Genomic DNA, 18,174 nt, shown 5'->3' with positions numbered 1-18,174 from the left:
GTTTTAGATTACTGTTTTTTTGTTTTTGTAGAGGTAATAGTAAGCCAGTGGAATAAAGTACAGACTCACCAAGGTTCCCAGGATCATCCCTCCAATAACCGCTAAAGCCAGTGGTTTTTGCAATTCACTACCCAAATCCGAACCAAAAAGGAAAGGAACCAGAGCCAGTATCGTGGTGATACTAGTCATTAAAATTGGCTTAAGTCTACGCTCTCCAGCCTGATGCAAGGCTCTTTTTAGAGTCAACCCATCTTTGCGTAGCCTGTTGATCGTATCAATTTTTAATATGGAATCGTTGATTATAATCCCACACATAACAATAATTCCAATAAGAGACATTAGATTAAGTGATCCTCCAAATAAATAAAGCAGCCCCAAGGCTCCTGCTATATCAATGGGTATTTCCAATAACACAATCAGCGGTTGTGTTACAGATTCGAATTGGGCTGCCAGTATAAAATAGAGTAGCAACACCGAGATCATAAAAACCCATATCATCTCCTCTATCAATCGGTTTCCTGAGAAAATCTCTCCTGAAAACTGTACCTCAAAATCTCCTGCTTTTTTTATTTCTTTTTCCAGTAACCTAATAAAGTTTGTATTGGCAGTTCCCCCCATAGCTATTGGTAATGGAATATAATCACCATCTTTACCTGTATATAGGGTTTTATAATCTGTGACCTTACCCACTGAAATAAAAGATGAGACCGGTAAACTATTACCCCTATTGTTCTTAATAAACAATTGCTTTAAGGTTTCGGTGATCGTACTGTGATGCTCACTTATGACTATCGGTAAATGCTCATTTGATCGCAATAAATCAACTTGTAACGAATTAAAAGCTGTCTGCAATTTTTGAATAAGCTTATTAGGTTTGATATCATACCAAACAAGTTTATCGTAATTAAGCGTGATTACGATATGCTCTTCTCTAGGTAATGGCAGAGTATTTAGGCCTTGATGTTCCTTCATCAAGGCTTGTTGCACTGCATCAATTTGATTTGGCAGAACCTTTTGTTTAGAACCAACGGAAGAAATCCTAGCAAGAATCTCCGGTTCATCGTCCGGAAACAGTCTGTCAAATACGGTTTTATAGCCGGTAAACTCATAGCTTGCTTCGGGATAGGTTTGGGTAAAATATTTAAGGGTCTTTTCTTTTATGTATTTTATATCCACCTCTGAATTTCCTTGCAGATAAATTCGAGTCTCTGAACTTCCCTGGTCATGCTCCCGGCTCAGCAAAAACTGTTGCATGGCTATATACGAATTGCTTTGTTTGATGTGAGCACCAAGAGTTGTTAATAAGTTTTGAACTCTCGTTTGGTTTTCAGTCAAATTGATACTGCTGTTCCAGTCTATTTTTAAAACGATTTCATTTTGGGCGACCTCCGGAAGTTTTTCCTTAGTGATTCCCATAAAAAGAAGTACCCCCAAGGCTATGAAGGCTATAAAAATCAGTAAACTTTGCTTCCTGTATCTAAATACAAAATCAAAGCCACGGGTATAGGCATCAGTCGTATTAAATACATTTACAGACATGAATCTACTTGTTGACCTTCCAATATCAGGACCCTTGGGTTTCTTGTAAAATAGGCTATAAAGAATAGGGATGAACACCACAGCAACAGCCAGTGATGCAAACAACCCAATGGTTACCGCCATCGCCTGGTCATAAAACAAGGCTCCCGAGATACCGCTTAGGAATACCAAAGGCAAAAATACCACGCATGTACTCAACACTGAAGATAAAAGAGGACGAATAACTTCCGTAGTACCCTTAATACAGGCTTTATGCAGAGGGAATCTTTTGTCTATATATTGCGTAATATTATCGATTACAATAATGGAATTGTCAATCATCATGCCCACTCCTAAAATAAGTCCGGAAAGGGATATGATATTTATAGACATCCCCAATAAATAAAACACTAGTAAACTTATTACCAGCGAAGTCGGAACACTAAAGCCAATAAGCATGGGGGAACGAATATCTTTTAAAAACAAGAACATAACCAGAAATGCCAGCATCGCTCCCAATAGTAAACTTTGTTTTAAATTCGATATGGTATAACTCAATATTCCTGTCTGATCCTGACTTAACTCAAGGGATAGCTCCGGGTAATCACGCCCCAGCTCTTTTAATAGCTCGTCAACTTCATCTTTTAAAGAAGACATACGAGCATCTTTTTGTTTTACAATAGCCATCCCAAGAGCTTGAGTTCCTCCACTTAAATACATCCCTTTGGTACTAGATGGACGGATGCCGATTTCTGCAATTTCTTTTAGTTGAAAAATTCGATCGTGAACCTTGAGATATATTCTTTTTATATCATCTACCGATTGCAAGAATGAGGAAAACTTTATGCTGTAGCGATATTGTCCTTCCTGGACTTCGATATTACCAAAGGAAATATTATTATTATTCAAAGCCGATGCTATCTGCTGCTGACTAATCCCTAAATTATTCATCTTACCTGAATCAGGAATAATATATACTTCTGGAAAGATTCTCCCGGTCATATCTACCAAGGCAACATCAGGCAATTGTTCAAGTCTTCGCTTTATAACAGACTCACAAAGGGTTCCCAACTCCATAAAGCTAAGATCATCTCCTTTTCGACCCTCATCTTTTATTTGCACATTGAGTGTAAAAGCGGGTATATCAGTTACACTGGCTTTAATAATCTGAGGCCTCTCCATATCCTTGGGCATAGAACGCATAGCATTATCGATCTTCTCACTTACATCAATAAAAGCCATGTCAATATCAGTATCATAATCGAATCGAAGCCTAATAATCGCATTCCCATCACGAGATTCAGCTTGAAAATCTTCCAGACCTGAAACTTGTATTAATTGAGTGCGCATAGGATTTACCACACTCTGCTGCACCTCCCTTACCGAGGCACCATCAAGACTTACCTGGATAGTGATCTCTGGCACACTTATATCTGGCATTAGAGATACCGGTAATTCAAATATGGCCGTGATGCCCAAAATTACCACGGCTATAAAACTCATAATGACCGCTATCGGTCTTTTTATTAAAAATTTTACCATCGTTTTAATTTACTGAGGGTTTTAGTAGTATCCTTTTTTACAACATCGCTATTCCAAAGCAGAAAAAGTGGAAGAAAAACAACTAGAATCGGGATCGAAAACAACAGTCCCCCAATGGTTCCTGCAGCAAGAGCATCCCAGAAAAGTTCTCCCGGTACCGTTAATAAAAAAGGTAAAAAGCTCACGATAGTTGAAATAACAGTAAGAAGTATCGGAGTTATTTTACTATTGTAAGCATTAAGGTATTGCCTTATTCCTGATTGCCCTTCAAGACCGTTATTATTGAAATCATTAAAAATGTACAGAGCCGCATTCACCGACAAACCGCTTATTAAAAGAAAGGCAGCATAGCCCCCCTGATCAAAATTGAAACCAAACAGCGAAAAGGTCAGAAATATTCCAATAAAGGATAATGGAATCATCAAGACTATGACCATAGCTTGACGCATCGATTCGAGCAACACGCAACAGAGTAGAAATACAATAGCAATAACCAGAAATATTAATTTATACTGTGAACCTTTGACTTGCGAATAAAAACCACCACGATTTTTGGATTGTGCCTTAAAACCAATAGGAAGCTGTACATTCACACTATCTATAATTCCCTCTTGCACTTTTTTAGCCAACCTGTAATTCCCGATAAAATTATAATCAACATTCACTTCGTATTGTTGATTCCTCCGTGTAATATGACCGCCAGACATTTTCTTCTCCAGGGTTCCTACATAACCCAGCCTGGATGTCTGTTGTAAAGAGTTATTAAGTAACCAGTTATCCGCTCCTTTTTTTTCTTCAGTATATACTTTTACCGGAATATACTGTCCGTCATATAGCGCTATGGACACCCGCTGTTGATTCATGGCGATGTCACGTAATCCTGTTAACATGGTTTGAGGGGAACTACCTTGTTTGATTAGTAAATCTTTTTGAAGGTTCATCTCGTATTCATACCGAACTTTCCCGGCATACATCCGCTGTCCGGTATTCACCCTTTCCTTATCAACCCTTGGCTGACGCTTCAGGTATTCAAGCGTTTTTTCAGCATAGGTAAGCACCGCATCGTAATTATATCCGGATACCGTTATGCCTGTTCGTAAAATATCATTCCCTAAACTATTACTAAAACCCTTTCCTACTCCATTTATCCTGACATCACAACCTCCGGTATTATTGGCCAAATCAATCAATTCATTTTTTAGACGATGAGGAAATGATCTTTGACTGCTATCGTCTATGATAGCCTGAATATTGGCATTTTCACCGTTTGAAATTGAAGTTTCGAATGAGGCTACCTCATTATATTGTAAAAGATGGTTTTCAAATTTCCATGCTATTCCTTCCAACTCTTCAACCGATGCTCCATCTGGCATGGTTATATTAACATTCAGTTGGGTAGCCTGGTTTGCTCGATCGACGGGAGTTAGGTTTCCAAAAGCATTCTGTTGAGGCACTCTTCCACCTGATGCATCTCGTTCAACAAAAAGACGCAAGGTTCCGCCTAAGATTTTCTCTGTCATTGGTCCTATTTTTCTATAGACCGAACTTTGAAAAATATCATTATAGGTTTGGGCCAACCAATTATTGGAGTTTATTCGCGCAGGCAATAAAAAAATAGGGATTCCGAAAACGAGAATTGCTAATAACAAATACAGTTTTTTCCATCGCAAACTCTGATTTATGAAATAGGCATAAAAATGATTCCATTTTACAACCCACCGCTTGCGACGAAGTGAAATCTTATTTAGTTTTCGTTGAATAGGAATCACATCAAGAAGTGCAGGAATTACAAAGAATGCTACCACCAAAGAAGTCAAAATATTTACTACTATAATAATCGCAAAATCGTTAAGAAGTATCCTCACATCCTGACCTAAAAAGAAAATCACACTTAAAGAACCTACGGTGGTTAATGTAGCAGCCAAAATGGCTACGAAAATTTTCATATTCCCCTTTGATCTCAGATGGTCTATCATAATAATAACATTGTCTATCATGATCCCTAGAGAAATAGTTATTCCGGCCAATGAATATGTATGAATGCCAATATCCAACAGGTAATAAAAAATAAATGCAATACAGAGATTTACTGCAAGACTGATGGCTACCAGCAAAAGATACTTTAAACTTCTACTTACAATAAAAGTAAAGAGTAATAAAAATAATACCGATAATACAACTCGTAAAACAATCGTATTAATTTCTTTTTTTATTGAGATGGTGCTATCTTTTTGAAGGAACAAAGAAAAACCCGGTGGCAATTCCTTTTTAAGGGATTCAATCCTTTCCCTGACCGTCTTTGCCAACAGTACCTGGTTGGCTCCTTCCCTGGCCGAAATGGTGAGCGAAACCAGGTTTAGGCCATTAAAACGTTTTATACTATTGATGGGTTGCTCTTCATATTTAACCCTTGCGATATCTCCAAGGTAGACAACCCTAGATCCACGCCTCGCAAGAGGGATCTTTTCCCATACAACGTCATCTTTGGATATTCCTCTAAGTTCTACAAACAATGTGGAATAGTTTCCTGAAACCTCTCTGTGTTTAGATTTCCCCAATTCCGCTGCTTTGAAATAAGAATTCAGAGCACTACTTACATCTCCTATGGTCAAGCCGTAGCTCTCAAGCTCTTTCTTATTAACAATGAGTCTGAGTTCATACGGAACCGCTACCCACAGTTTTGCACTATATACGTCGTTAATGTCGTTCAAAGGCTCTAGAAATACAGCGGCAGCTTCTTTTTCTATATAATAAGAACTGCCTCCCCCCATGATGGTATAAGCCAAAATCTGGGTCCCCTCTCTCTTTATAGATCGCGTGCCCTTTTCACTAACACTTGGCAAGGATACCCCCTCAGGAAAATTTTTGTAAGCAGAACGTATTAGTGAGGTTAACTCGAATTTCGCAGTTTTAACATTGGTATGCTTGTCAAGTTCAATATTTAAAAACCCTCCGCCATCTGAGGAAGTGGACGTAATTTCTTTCACTCCCTTTATGGCAGCAGCCAGACCCTCAATCTTAGAAGTTAACTCCCTTTCAACAACTTGAGCAAGGGCTCCTTTCCATGAAAAATTAACTGTTAAGCCCTTTGATATATCAGTCGGATTTCGTTGAATGGAAAATAATGGGATACTACAGCATCCCAAAATGACAAACAAAATCGTTAATGCTAAGACAGTAAAGGAACTATTTACAGGCTTCATACGCTAGGTGAAGTGTTTAAAATTTATTGAATACTCACCTTAGTCTTATGAGCTAAGTTGATATTTCCGGATACAATTACCTCAGCACCCGTTTCAAGTCCCTCTGTTATAATAACATTGGTACTGTTCTCTTTCCCCGTTTTTACATAATTCCAGTGCGCTTCACCATCTGAATAGGTAAAAACCACACTCTTATTTTGCCTTTGAAGCACCGCTGATTTGGGGACCACTAATTGCTCTGACAATTTATTTTTAAGTAAAACCTTTACATTCATCCCATCAAATAATTTGCCATGAGGGTTTTTAATTATCGCCCTGATCATGACCATTCCATTCTCATCAATTATTGGATTAATTTCATCAACTTCACCATTATAGGATTCATCAGGATTTGAATAGGGAAAAACCGCCACTGGCATACCTCTGCTTACCTGTAAAAGTTCAGATTCTAACAAAGGAAACTGAACCATCATTTTTGAACCGTCTATCAGGGTACACAGCTTATTTTCAAAGGAAGCGGTAAGGTTATCAGGCATAGCCTCCAGATTGGCTACAACGCCGGAGAATGGGGCTTTAATCCGAGTTTGATTATAAGTTGCTTTGGCTTTGGATAAAGATCTTACCGCTCCTATATAGTTACTTTTAATCTTGCAGTATCTGAATATTTTATCAGGGATCTTGAGGCTATCTTTAAGTTGGTATCCGTAGCCGAGTAGCTTGTCTTTAAGATCAGTTTCAGCCTGCTCCATGTCTAGTTCTGCCCTTTCTAATTCAAATAAAGCATCTTTGTTATCCAGCACTGCCATCAAACTTCCTTCGGTAACCCTATCCCCATTGCCCACATAAATTTTCTCTATGTATCCCCGATGTTCAAAAGGAATATCTGCCTTTCGTAAAGCGGTTAATTTTCCATTACTAATTAGTTCATCGTGAAAATCTGATATTTCAAGAACCTCAGTGGTCACTTTTATTTCTTCATCTACATGTGGTCTCTTTGGAAGGGCTTCAAAATCATTAACTTCCGCCTTACTTTCTTTCTTACAATTCGTGGTTACAAGTATTAAACCGGAAAGTATCACTCCCCGGATAACAATATTTAAATTCATATCTGGTCGGTTAAATAAAAAATCAAAAATCCTTACCGATAGCATGATTTCGGAAAGGCTTCATATACTATAGAGTGTATAATTCGAATAATGGGTGGAAAAAAATTCTATTTTCAACTACTAATACGCTTATTTAGGTAGTTAAAAACTTACAAACCATTTGATTAGCTATTTGTTTTTTTCAATTATTAAATGGCAAGAAATTACAGCTTAAATAATATTATTGATAAAAAATCAATCAGAACTTTAATGAATATTTACAATTTAAGAGGCTTAACGATAAAACAATCAATCGATCAAATATGCAGAACTCCCAAAAAACAGATTGGACAACAGACAAAACTCAGAAACGATTGGCAAATAGGTTAAGTGTATATAAGAATTTCATTTTACACAATAAGAAATTTTAAAAGCCCAATTACTACACCTAACCTCCTCGACAAATGTAATAACCAAAATGCGATCATTTATAATATATATTATTGAATTAAAATAGCTAACTATTGCAATTAAAAGCTCGCTAAAGATAATATAACACCGCTTTAGCGTGTTATCCTCTTGCTATCCCCCTTAGCTATCCCCTTAGTTATACAATCACGCTTATATAGAGAATTTTTTATGATAGTCTGTGCTTGTAATTAGTAAACATCTATCGGAGGAAAACGGTCAATAATTATTAGCTGTGACCAAACTGATAAGGGCGATTTATACGCTTTTCAAAGTTTAAAACAGTCTTTATAATTTAAATATTTTTACTATATTAGTTAGTGCTTTTCTGACTAATCAATCATTAAATATGGTGCGAAAATGAAACAGTTTCTTTTATTATGTACAATTATCCTATTTTCATGTAATCAACAAAAAGAAGAAAAAAAGGATATTCCAGCCGATCATGAGATCACAATTCAAGGTAAATATATGCACAACGGAATTTCATATGACATTATTGAAAATCCGTTAAAAGAAGCATACTTTGGGGAACAGCACTTACATACTGCAGCATCGATGGATGCTTTTATTGCTGGAACTAGATTAACTCCAGATGACGCCTATAGATTTGCTCAGGGTGCTGAAGTGATAGTAAATGGAAAACCTCACACTATTAACAGACCTTTAGATTGGGCTGCAGTTACCGACCATGCTGAATTTCTAGGGGAAACATACACCTTGATGAATCCGGGAACCCCTGGCTACGATAGTGAAGCAGCAAAATCAATGCGGGACGCTCCCGATTTAGCATCGGCACTTTCAGTTTATAAAAAATATGTTTTAGACGCTTTAGCTGGTGGAAATGCGCATCCTGATTTTTGGCAAGGTTATGAAGCTGTTAAGTCCCAATGGAAAAAAAACATAGAAGCTACTGAAGATAATTATAAGCCAGGAAAATTCACAACCATTCATGCCTATGAATGGAGTTCGGCGCCAAACACTGCTAACCTACACAGGAACGTTTTCTTTAGAGACACCAATTTACCTGACATGCCATTTTCTTCAAATGAAGGACCATCTCCTCAAGAACTTTGGAACTGGATGAAAATTCAGGAAGCCAATGGGGTTAAGGTATTCTGCAATCCTCACAATTCAAACGAAAGTAAGGGAATGTTATTCCCTGAAGTTGCTATGAATAATAAACCTATTGATGAAACGTATGCTGAAACCAGACAACATTTCGAAAGAAATCTGGAAATGATGCAAACCAAAGGAAATTCCGAGGTTGTACCACAATTTTGGCCAAACGATGAATTTGCTGATTTTGAAAATGCCGTTTCGCTTCAAAAATATAATGGACGTGTTTTTGAAAAACACAACTTTGTACGGTACGGTTTAACCAGAGGTGTAAAATATCATGAAGAATTAGGTGTCAATCCTTTTAAATATGGATTTGTAGGTGGTACAGATAGTCATAATGCTGTAATGTCTAATGTTGAAGAATTTAATTATGTGGGGCATCATGGAATGGCCGACCAAACAGCTTTAGACCGTTCAAGAAACGAACAAGATGGTGAAATGTACAACAGAGACATGAATCCTGGTGGTTTAACTGGTGTCTGGGCAACATCTAACACTCGTGAAGCAATATGGGACGGAATGCATAACCGTGAATCTTTCGCAACTTCAGGGCCAAGAATAAAAGTTCGATTTTTTGCCGGTAACGGTTATAAAACATCATATAGTTCTTATAAAGATATGGTTGAAGACGGTTACAAAAAAGGTGTCCCAATGGGACAAAATTTTGAAGGAACCAAATCTCCAGATTTCTTAGTTTGGGCACTCAAAGATCCTATCGGACCAAATTTAGATCGTATTCAAATCATTAAAGGATGGGTAGAAAATGGCGAAATGAAAGATACAATTTATGACATTGCTGCTTCAGATGACCGATTAAAAGCAGATGGTACTGTTACACCTATTAATGCTCCAGTAAATTTAAAAACCGGAGAATTTAACAAAGAAAAAGGCGACCCAGAACTAATGGCTGTTTGGAAAGACCCTGATTTCAAGCCAAGTCAAAATGCATATTATTACGTTAGAGTTATTCAATTACCTACCGGACGTTATAATTTATTTGATGAAATTCGTAACCCGCAAGTAAAATACCCAGAGGACACAAAAAAAACTATACAAGAACGCGCATGGGCATCTCCAATTTGGATTGAGCCTAAGAAATAGAATCTATTTATGAAAAATATATTAAAAGAACCCTTGGTGCATTTTTTGCTCTTAGGGTTCTTAATTTTTGGCTATCACTATTTTAAAAATAAGGATTCAAAACTTGAAGAAAATAGTATTATTATTGATAATACCGAATACGATTACCTTCTTAATTTATGGAAGAAACAATGGCAACGTGAACCGAACGAACAGGAAATAAAAGCATTTTTAGATCAACACCTTCGTCAGGAAGTGTTTTACAAAGAAGCTCTAATGATGAATTTAGATCATAACGACATTATTGTAAAACGCCGTTTGGCTCAAAAAATGGAAGCAGTTGCAAACGATTTAAATGCCTTGATTAAAGCACCCACCGATGATGATTTGAAAGCTTTTTACAACGAAAACACAGACCTGTTTAAACTTCCGCCAGCATATACATTTCGGCAAGTACTGTTTTTAAATGACGAAAAAAATCTTGATAATGAAATTAAGGTGGTTAAAAAACATTTAAACAGAGGACAAGATATCCCTAACAATCGCAAGACTAAACTATCAATTCCAAATACCTGGACAAATAAGGAAGCAACTGACATCTACAAAACCTTTGGAGATTACTTTACCACGGTTTTAGACTCTTTACCGACAAATACATGGGTAGGCCCAATTCCTTCAGGATTCGGACAACATTTAGTTCGTCTATCGAAAAAAGAGCTATCTCAAATTGCTAAGTTTGAAGATATAAAATCTTACGTAGAAAAGGAGTACCAATACCAGACCGAACTAGCTATGCAGAATAAGGTTTTCGAGGATTTAATGAAAAAATATAAAATAAAACTAACATCAGACAAAATCCCTTCAGACATTAAAAAAAGTTATCAAAACTAATGAGAGTTTTATTTAAGATAATTGTGATATTTTTATTTGGGCTAACGTTTAATTCTTGTTTTGCTCATGAAGTGCGACCTGCATATTTGCAAATAGATCAAATCTCTGACAGTAATGAGTATTCCGTTTTATGGAAAGTGCCACGTACCGTAGATAAAGTTTTAAATATTCAGCCTAAATTTGAAAATGGATTTGATTTAAACGAAACTATATCTCCCAGAATTTTAGATGCATTTGTTTTATATACCTACAAACTAACAGGAAGTAAAAATTTAACAAATACATTATTAACAATAAACAATCTTAATACCACCGGAATAGATGTATTAGTGGATGTTCGACTGTTAAATGAAGTACATCATACTTTTTTATTGCAACCCACAAAAAGCTCAGTAATAATTCCTGAAACTCCAAGTAAATGGACAGTAGCCAAAGTCTATATTATTTTAGGTATTGAACATATTATTTTAGGTTTTGATCACCTGTTATTTGTCTTGGCATTGTTGATTATTACCGTTGGATTTAAAAAACTATTGAAAACCATTACAGCATTTACCATTGCACATAGTATAACCTTAAGTTTTTCTGTGTTAGGCATCGCTAATCTTCCTGGCCCACCTGTTGAAGCTGTTATTGCTTTAAGTATTGTTTTCTTAGCTATCGAAATTTTAAAATTACAACAAGGGAAATCAACATTTACAAGTCAAAAGCCATGGCTTGTGGCCTTTATTTTTGGATTATTACATGGCTTCGGTTTTGCAGGAGCTATACAAGATATAGGACTACCACAGAACGAAATTCCTTTGGCTTTAGCAACATTTAATATAGGTGTAGAGCTCGGACAAATTATTTTTGTGGTTATAATATTGATCTTTATAAAATTCGTTAAGCCCCAGATTCCACAACAAACCTGGATAAATAAATTAGTTCCTTATGCTATTGGTTCTGTTTCGGCATTCTGGTTGATTGAACGAATTACTGGATTTTAAATGTCACTTATTTTAACTCCCAACTGTGAAAAATCAAAAAAATCAATAAATTAATCCAATGATTCATTAAAGCAACTGATTTAAATATTTATTTAGTCACACAAGTTCAACCTTATTATCTCTTGCTATTCATTATAACCATTCCCTACTGGTCATAACTCATACTAACTAGCTCAAAAATTTCATGCTTAAAAGATGCTTTTTCATACGCACATCCAATGGCGAATTGCTAATCATTTATGGCCTTATCCATGTCTTTTTCCTTAAACCGCTCCAACAACCTGTCAATATCGTCACTTATTTTAGTCTCAACAATCCTTGCATATATTTGAGTAGTAGTAAGTTTAGAATGTCCTAGTAATTTAGAAACCGTTTCTATCGGTACGCCATTGGAAAGCATTACTGTAGTTGCAAAAGTATGTCTGGCTACATGGAAAGTCATATGCTTATAAATTTTACATATTCCTGCTATTTCCTTCAAATATTTATTGGTCTTTTGATTGGAACTTAAGGGCAATAAAGAATCTTCAAGATCTGCGCCATTTGAACCTCTATACTTTTCAATAATTTCTAATGCCTTAGGTAGTAACGGCACTTTAACAGACTCGTCTGTTTTCTCCCTTTTTGTATAGATCCAATACCTCCCGTCGATACCCTGAACAATATTGCTTAAAGTAAGATCCTTTACATCCACATACGACAAGCCTGTATAGCAAGAAAATATAAAGCAATCTTTTACCCGTTCCAACCGCTGACTTTTAAACTCCGTTCCTTCTAACAATTTTAATTCCCTTTGAGTTAAATAAGCTCTATCGTACTTTTTATACTTTAATTTAAACTGACTAAAGGGATTCTTTGGCATCCATTCCAACTTCACCGCCAAGTTCAGTATTTTCTTGAAGCGTTCCAAATGCTTCATAACGCCATTATTAGACATCATTAATTCCTTTTTGGAATTTTTATAATGACGCAGATAATACTCAAAATCGGTTATAAACTCATAATTTAGTTGTTTAAGATAGATATCCTTTGTCCTTCGCTTCTTTTGTAAAAACTTATAAAGATACTTTTCGGTGGTATAATAATTCTTCATGGTTCCTGGTTTGAGTACCATTCCCATTGTATCATGATGATAAGTTATCAGCTCCCGAAGTGTTTTACTGGTATTGTCCTCTCCCAGGAAACGAGACTTAATAGCTTCAGAAGATATGAGAGCCTCTTCAGACAACAATTCCTTATAACAATTGAGTAGTTTACTAAAAACTTCATCTAAATAAGCATTTAAAGCTCTTGATGTTGAAGAACTACCTCTTGCCCTACTCCTATGACTATCCCAATCTTTAAAGTGAATAGAACGCTTTAAACTAATTTCTGAACGTTTACCACTAACAGTGATTCGTGTATAGATCGTAAGCTGATTTCGATTACTTCTTGATTTTCTGGTAAAGAAAATGACGGTAAAAGTCTGTTTTGATTTCATTTTTAATGACTTTAATTAAACAATGATTTGTTAAATCGAAAGCCAAATCATACCCGAAAGTCCTTTAAAGATAGTACAATTCCAATGAAACATTGCACACCGAATTGCACACCTATTATATGATTTTAAATGATATCAAACGAATGCATAAAAAACAAAAAAACACTGAAAATCAAAAGATTAACAGTGTTTTGTTGTGACCTATTTCTAGGTTCGTCGGGGTGGCAGGATTCGAACCTGCGACCTCCTCGTCCCAAACGAGGCGCGATAACCGGGCTACGCTACACCCCGAAAATGCGGAGAGACAGGGATTCGAACCCTGGCAACACTTACGCGTTGACAGATTAGCAATCTGCTCCATTACCACTCTGGCACCTCTCCAATATTTTCTTAATGATCGTATGCACTTCTGAAATGCGGATGCAAATGTAGTAGATAGGATAATAGCACGCAACCTTTTTTAATGTTTTTTACACAATTTTAAATCGCTTTTTTATTAACACCCTAATGATCAAATAGATATTATTCCGGGTATTCTACACGTAAATGATAAATGTTTGTTAGCTTCTGCTTTAAGACCTTTTTAATGGTTTCTATTTCCTTAAACGTAATATTCGCATTAATGAACTGATTCTCCTCAATTTGCTTACTGATAATACGTTCAACAAAACTATCAATTATAGAAAACGTCGGATTTTTCAAACTCTTTGAAGCCGCCTCAACAGAATCTGTCATCATCAATATTGCTGTCTCCTTTGAAAATGGAATGGGACCCGGATACCTGAAATCATCCTCATTAATCTCTTCAGCCGACTCTTTCTCTTTCATATAAAAATAATAAACCAAAGAGGTTCCGTGGTGCGTTCTGATAAAATCTATAATACGATCTGGTAATTTGTTCTTTTTGGCAATTTCAATCCCGTCAATAACGTGATCTATTATCACCTGTGCACTTTCCTTCGGTGCCAACTCATTATGTGGGTTCACACTGGTAGTTTGATTTTCCGTGAAATACATTGGATTATTCATTTTACCAAGATCATGGTACAAAGCCCCTACCCTAACCAACATGGCATTCGCCCCGATCTCGTTAGCTACAGCTTCAGCCAGATTAGCTACCTGTAAAGAATGATGAAAAGTACCAGGCGCCTTTTCTGCCAACTCCTTTAATAACGGTGAGTTCGTATCTGTTAACTCCAGTAAGGATACGTCAGAAACCAATCCAAATAATTTCTCATAGATATATATTAACGGAAAAGCAGCTAAGGTTGCCAAACCATTCAAAATAAAGATTCCGAAGGTTTGCCATTCGATATTCTTGATATGTCCTTCCTGAATAATATAAAGTCCAAAATATCCGAGTATATAAATTAAAGTGATCTGCGCCACCGAAATAAATAAATTTGCTCGCTTGTGCAAATCGGTAATAGTTTGAATGGTTATAATACCAGCAATAATTTGTAAAAACACGTATTCAAATCCGTTCGGAACTATAAAACCCAATAACAGAACAGTTATAACATGTGTAAATAATCCCAGCCGCGGATCAAAAAATGCCTTTAAAATTAAGGGGAGAATACACATCGGCACTACATAAATAAAGCCCACATTGTAATTTAAAGCCAGAGTTGTTAAAAAGATCATTAACAACACATTAAAGACAATAAAAGTAACTTTATTATTATTTTCATATACCAATGGTCGATATTTATAAAGAAATAAAATCAACATCAAAAAGGTAATCGAAACCAACAGAATATATCCGAATAAAATCCAGTTGTAATTGCTTTCACTCCACAACTGAGATTCATATTCCTTTCGTAGTGAATAAAGCATATTATATCTTTCGCCTTCTACAACCTCACCCTTAGCGATGATTCGCTTTCCTTTTTCTACATGCCCCCTGGTTCCCACAATTGACTTCAACTCCTCCTCTAAAACCTTATTGGTCAAGGCTTCATCGAAAAACACATTGGGCTTTAAATCATCAAAAAATAAATTGTAAAAAGTCCCGAAATATTGAGAAGCATTCTTACGCTCTAAAATAGAGGATATCCTTTTCTGAATTTGACCCAATTGAATGAGATCTCCATAAAACATAGGACTTTGCTCATTTCCTCTAACCAAATTAACAACATCTTCAGGATCGTTATCGACCTCCGTTTGAACAACACCCCTATTGTAAATTTCATTTAAGATCTCTAAACCATCAGCCTTAAGACGCTTCTTGGTGTTACCACTATATAATGAATCAGGAAAATAGGTTGAAAACTTTTGCTGATACTGCTCAATTACCGTCTCTTTTACCTTTGAATCAAAACGATAAAAATTAACTTGCTTGCTCTTTAACGAATCCTTTTCTCTATTTAATTCCTCATCAGTCTTATAAATAGCAAAATCAAAGGGAGCATAAAGTGTTTCATATTGCCAGATCTTACCCTTTTGAAAGTCATACTTAAACTTACCTCCTTTAGGAAAAAGGTATACTATCAAGGCAATAACAAGAAGAAACAACGAAACTTTATATATGTTAGATTGATTCTTATAAATTCTACTCAGAAACTGTTTCATAGGGCATAATTGATATTCAAACCTACACAATTTTTTTTATACAGATCTCTTTTTACAACCAAGTAAGTCTAAAATGAGCTCAGAAAATACCAAAACAGAGCATTAATCTTTAAAAACCCATTGCTTCTATGATTATCTTTTCAAAATAACTAAATTCGCAATACTAAAAACTAACAAAATGGCAAATAAAGTAGTAATTGTTTCCGCAGCAAGAACCCCTGTAGGGAGTTTCATGGGTGCTCTTTCAAGTATCCCCGCTCCAAAATTGGGTTCTATTGCTATTAAAGGAGCTTTAGAAAAAATAAAATTAGATCCTGCATCAGTTGATGAAGTTTTAATGGGAAATGTAGTCCAGGCCGGAGAAGGTCAGGCACCAGCAAGACAAGCCGCTATATACGCTGGAATTCCAAACACCGTTCCGTGTACCACGGTAAATAAAGTGTGTTCTAGCGGAATGAAAGCTGTGATGCAAGGAGCACAGGCAATTGCCTTAGGTGATGCTGATATAATTGTTGCTGGAGGAATGGAAAATATGAGTTTAATCCCTCATTATGTCTACATGCGTAAAGGAACAAAATTTGGCCCTGCCTCCATGGAAGATGGAATGCAAAAAGATGGCTTGGTAGATGCCTATGATAAAAATGCAATGGGAGTATGTGCAGATGAATGCGCCCTGGAATACAAGATCAGCAGAGAAGAACAAGATGCTTTCGCCATTCAATCCTACAAACGTTCTTCAAAGGCTTGGAGTGAAGGTAAATTTGATAATGAAGTAGTACCTGTAGAGGTACCACAAAGAAAAGGCGACCCTATCATCGTAAAAGAAGATGAAGAATTCAAAAATGTCTTTTTAGATAAAGTTGCTAAACTACGTCCGGCATTTACCAAAGAAGGTACCGTAACAGCCGCTAACGCCTCAACAATTAATGATGGAGCTGGTGCCGTTGTACTCATGTCTGAAAACAAAGCAAAAGAACTTGGTCTTACCCCATTAGCTACCATTCTTAGCTATGCAGACGCTGCCCAAGAACCTAAATGGTTTACTACAGCACCTGCAAAAGCACTCCCTAAAGCTTTAAATAAAGCCGGTAAATCATTAAGTGATGTGGATTATTTTGAATTCAATGAAGCTTTTTCGGTGGTTGGTTTGGCTAACATGAAAATATTAGAACTTTCCGAAGATAAGGTAAACGTTAACGGTGGAGCAGTTTCCTTGGGACATCCGTTGGGATGTTCTGGAGTCAGAATCCTGATCACCCTTCTGAATGTTCTTGAACAAAACAATGCTAAAATAGGTGCGGCTGCCATATGTAATGGTGGTGGCGGAGCCTCAGCTATGGTTATAGAAAGAAGTTAAAAAAATAACTAAATGACCCGATAGTACAAAATAGTATGCCTCGGGTCATTTTTATATCGTAATACAGACTAAATATTAATGCAATTCGGAATCTGTCATTTGAGTATTGTCCCGCTGCGCTCTGAAGCCAGCGATAAAAGTGAATTGGTTTCTCAGGTACTATACGGAGAACACTTTAAAGTCTTAGAACAAAGAAAAAATTGGAGTAAAATTCGCTTGGCCTTTGACAGGTATGAAGGATGGATTGATAACAAACAATTTCTGCTAATTTCTGAGGAACAATATAAAAACTTAGAGCAGCAGGAACTGGAATTATCAGGAGATCTGGTTGAATTCGTTACAAAGGATGACACTCAGGAACTATTAACCATTCCATTAGGTTCCAGTATCAGTGGAAATGCCATCCTGGATTTTTCATACGACGGACAAATAATGGGCGGCATAAGGCCTAAAGACAAGATTATAGAAACTGCATATATGTACATGAACTCACCCTATATGTGGGGTGGTAAAACTCCATTTGGAATTGACTGTTCAGGTTTTACTCAAATGGTTTATAAACTTAATGGCTATAAACTTTTTAGAGATGCTTCTCAACAAGCAAAACAAGGTGAAGCGCTAAGCTTCATTGAAGAATCTGAAGCTGGCGATTTAGCCTTTTTTGACAACGATGAAGGCAACATTGTTCATGTAGGCATCATGATGTCTGATAACTATATTATTCATGCTCATGGTAAGGTTAGAATCGATCGAATAGATCATTCTGGCATCTTTAATGTAGACACCAAAAAACACTCACATAAATTAAGAGTAATCAAGAAGGTGATTTAAGGAATATCCCTTATTAATTTATAAAAATAAAAAAGCC

At 36.3% G+C, this 18,174-nt stretch carries 10 protein-coding genes and 2 tRNA genes; 5 read left to right on the top strand and 7 right to left on the bottom strand.

Annotated features, from left to right (window positions below):
• Positions 1 to 3 precede the first annotated feature (3 nt).
• The 3 genes from P278_RS03575 to P278_RS03565 are packed head-to-tail and all read right to left on the bottom strand — an operon-like array spanning position 4 to position 7,369.
• Positions 4 to 3,060: an efflux RND transporter permease subunit gene (locus tag P278_RS03575; protein ID WP_038262501.1), complete on the bottom strand. Its 3,057-nt coding sequence runs from the start codon at positions 3,058 to 3,060 to the stop codon at positions 4 to 6.
• Positions 3,054 to 6,263, bottom strand: a complete 3,210-nt coding sequence (locus P278_RS03570; RefSeq protein ID WP_038262499.1) for an efflux RND transporter permease subunit — start codon at positions 6,261 to 6,263, stop codon at positions 3,054 to 3,056. The genes P278_RS03575 and P278_RS03570 overlap by 7 nt, the downstream gene beginning before the upstream one ends.
• A gap of 23 nt (positions 6,264 to 6,286) precedes the next feature.
• Positions 6,287 to 7,369: an efflux RND transporter periplasmic adaptor subunit gene (locus tag P278_RS03565; protein WP_038262497.1), complete on the bottom strand. Its 1,083-nt coding sequence runs from the start codon at positions 7,367 to 7,369 to the stop codon at positions 6,287 to 6,289.
• Positions 7,370 to 8,176: 807 nt separating this feature from the next.
• On the opposite strand from P278_RS03565, the gene P278_RS03560 reads away from it, so the two are divergent.
• From P278_RS03560 to P278_RS03550, 3 genes are read left to right on the top strand one after another with little or no spacing between them, the layout of a single operon-like run.
• Positions 8,177 to 10,039, top strand: a complete 1,863-nt coding sequence (locus P278_RS03560; protein WP_051413385.1) for a DUF3604 domain-containing protein — start codon at positions 8,177 to 8,179, stop codon at positions 10,037 to 10,039.
• Between the two features lie 9 nt (positions 10,040 to 10,048).
• A complete protein-coding gene (locus P278_RS03555) occupies positions 10,049 to 10,909 on the top strand; it encodes a peptidyl-prolyl cis-trans isomerase (protein ID WP_038262495.1) in 861 nt (286 codons plus the stop codon).
• Positions 10,909 to 11,898: a HupE/UreJ family protein gene (locus P278_RS03550; protein ID WP_038262494.1), complete on the top strand. Its 990-nt coding sequence runs from the start codon at positions 10,909 to 10,911 to the stop codon at positions 11,896 to 11,898. The genes P278_RS03555 and P278_RS03550 overlap by 1 nt, the downstream gene beginning before the upstream one ends.
• A 229-nt stretch (positions 11,899 to 12,127) precedes the next feature.
• Here the strand turns inward: P278_RS03550 and P278_RS03545 are convergent, their stop codons facing one another.
• The 4 genes from P278_RS03545 to P278_RS03530 form a co-directional block, all read right to left on the bottom strand.
• The gene (locus tag P278_RS03545; RefSeq protein ID WP_038262492.1) at positions 12,128 to 13,378 is read right to left on the bottom strand and encodes a site-specific integrase; all 1,251 of its coding nucleotides are present in this window, start codon (positions 13,376 to 13,378) and stop codon (positions 12,128 to 12,130) included.
• A 216-nt stretch (positions 13,379 to 13,594) separates the two neighbouring features.
• Positions 13,595 to 13,669: transfer RNA gene (locus P278_RS03540), tRNA-Pro, on the bottom strand.
• Positions 13,670 to 13,675: 6 nt separating this feature from the next.
• Positions 13,676 to 13,759, bottom strand: a tRNA-Ser gene (locus P278_RS03535).
• A 141-nt stretch (positions 13,760 to 13,900) separates the two neighbouring features.
• Positions 13,901 to 15,949, bottom strand: coding sequence for an HD family phosphohydrolase (locus tag P278_RS03530; RefSeq protein ID WP_038262490.1), 2,049 nt, complete (start codon positions 15,947 to 15,949; stop codon positions 13,901 to 13,903).
• 178 nt (positions 15,950 to 16,127) lie between these two features.
• On the opposite strand from P278_RS03530, the gene P278_RS03525 reads away from it, so the two are divergent.
• Entirely contained in the window at positions 16,128 to 17,306 is a 1,179-nt protein-coding gene (locus P278_RS03525; protein ID WP_038262486.1) for an acetyl-CoA C-acyltransferase, read from the top strand.
• A 78-nt stretch (positions 17,307 to 17,384) separates the two neighbouring features.
• Entirely contained in the window at positions 17,385 to 18,137 is a 753-nt protein-coding gene (locus tag P278_RS03520) for a C40 family peptidase (protein WP_038262483.1), read from the top strand.
• Positions 18,138 to 18,174 lie beyond the last annotated feature (37 nt).

Source organism: Zhouia amylolytica AD3, from assembly GCF_000511935.2.
Lineage (GTDB): Bacteria > Bacteroidota > Bacteroidia > Flavobacteriales > Flavobacteriaceae > Zhouia > Zhouia amylolytica.
This window is presented reverse-complemented; position numbering and strand designations above follow the sequence as displayed.